Origin of the sequence: Cellulomonas timonensis (assembly GCF_900046455.1) — a bacterium.
In the GTDB taxonomy this organism is placed as follows: domain Bacteria; phylum Actinomycetota; class Actinomycetes; order Actinomycetales; family Cellulomonadaceae; genus Cellulomonas_A; species Cellulomonas_A timonensis.
Map to the genome: position 1 here is coordinate 1 of NZ_FCOT01000005.1, position 1565 is coordinate 1565.

At 73.7% G+C, this 1565-nt stretch carries 1 protein-coding gene; it reads left to right on the forward strand.

Annotation, left to right across the window (positions count from 1 at the left end; translation table 11 throughout):
* The first annotated feature begins 282 nt into the window (after positions 1-282).
* The gene (locus tag BN3788_RS00090) at positions 283-1158 is read left to right on the forward strand and encodes an HAD family hydrolase (protein WP_082812442.1); all 876 of its coding nucleotides are present in this window, start codon (positions 283-285) and stop codon (positions 1156-1158) included.
* Positions 1159-1565: the final 407 nt, after the last annotated feature.

The window sequence follows — 1565 nt, forward strand, 5'->3', positions numbered from 1 at the left end:
TCCCCCCTCCCCGTGGGCCCGGGAGTTGTATAAAGGACCCCCCCCCCCCCCCCCCCCCCCCCCCCCCCCCCCCCCCCCGCCCCCCCCCCCCCCCCGGCCGCCCCCCGCCCCCCCCCCCCCGCCCCCCCCCCCCCGCCTGTGGCCGCCGACCTGCCGATCCCCGCCCGCCGAGCTCCCCGCCTGTGGCGGATCCTCGCCGCGAGGCGCCTGGGGGTGGGGCGCGGAGTGACGCCTCCCACTAGGCTCGGCGGCGTCGGGCGAGGAACCGTCGAGGGAGGAACCATGGCCACGGAGCCAGCAGGCGCGGCCGATCAGCCGTCGCCCGCGCGCGTCTCCGCCCCACTCCCCCTCGCGCGCCCTGGCGCCCCGCGTCCCGGCGCCGCGGCGTTCTTCGACCTCGACAAGACGATCATCGCCACGTCCTCGGCCACCGCGTTCTCCCGGCCGTTCCTGGCGGGCGGGCTGCTGACCAAGCGGGCGGTGCTGCGCACGGCGTACGCGCAGTTCTTCTACCTCGTGGGCGCAGCCGACGCCGACCAGACGGAGCGGCTGCGCCGCGAGCTGTCCCGCATGGTCACCGGCTGGGATGTCGCGCTGGTCTCGTCGATCGTCGAGGAGACGTTGCACGAGTCGATCGACGCCGCCGTGTACGCGGAGGCGGTGGCGCTGATCGAGGAGCACCATGCCGCGGGGCGGGACGTCGTCATCGTCTCGGCGTCCGGCGGCGAGGTGGTGCGCCCCATCGCAGCGCTGCTCGGCGCCGATCATGTGATCGCCACGCAGATGAGCGTGGCCGACGGCCGATACACCGGCGAGATCGACTTCTACGCGTACGGCCCGCACAAGGAGGTCGCGATCCGCGAGCTCGCGGCACGGCACGACTACGACCTCGAGGCGAGCTACGCGTACTCCGACTCGATCACGGACGCCCCGATGCTGGGCGCGGTCGGGCACGCCTCTGCGGTCAACCCCGACCGGGCGCTGCGCAGGCTGGCGGCGCAGGAGGGCTGGGACGTGCTGACGTTCACCCGCCCCGTGGCGCTGCGCTCGCTGCTGAGCCCGGGCCGTTCGACGATGGCGGCGACGGGGGTGATCGCCCTGCTGGGGGCGGCGCTCCTGGTCTGGCGGCTGGTGGCCAAGGCCCGACGCCGACGCTGATGTCCGGCATCCGGACGCCGCATCCGCGATGTGACCCGAGAGTGGCCCCAACCCGCACAAATGCGGCACGTCCCTTGAAATCGCGTCGTGACCAGGAGTACCAAGGGATCACAACAGAATGACGTGAGGGAACCCACGCGCGAACTGTCCCCGTACGGACATGTCGACCGGGCTTGCCCCGTAGCGGCAATCACTGTGCACGCTTGATACCTCCCACGTCGTCCGTTCGGCAACGGCGTCCGCGAGGGCGCCGTTGTTCGGTGCCCGCACACGTTCGGCGCCCGCCGCACTGCCGCGGCCTCAGGCCGTCAGCTTCCCCGCCAGCACCGCGTCCGCGATGTCGCGCGCCTCGCCGGCCCCCGCCACGACCCCCTGCGCGCACACCTGTCTCTTCTCCACATCTGACG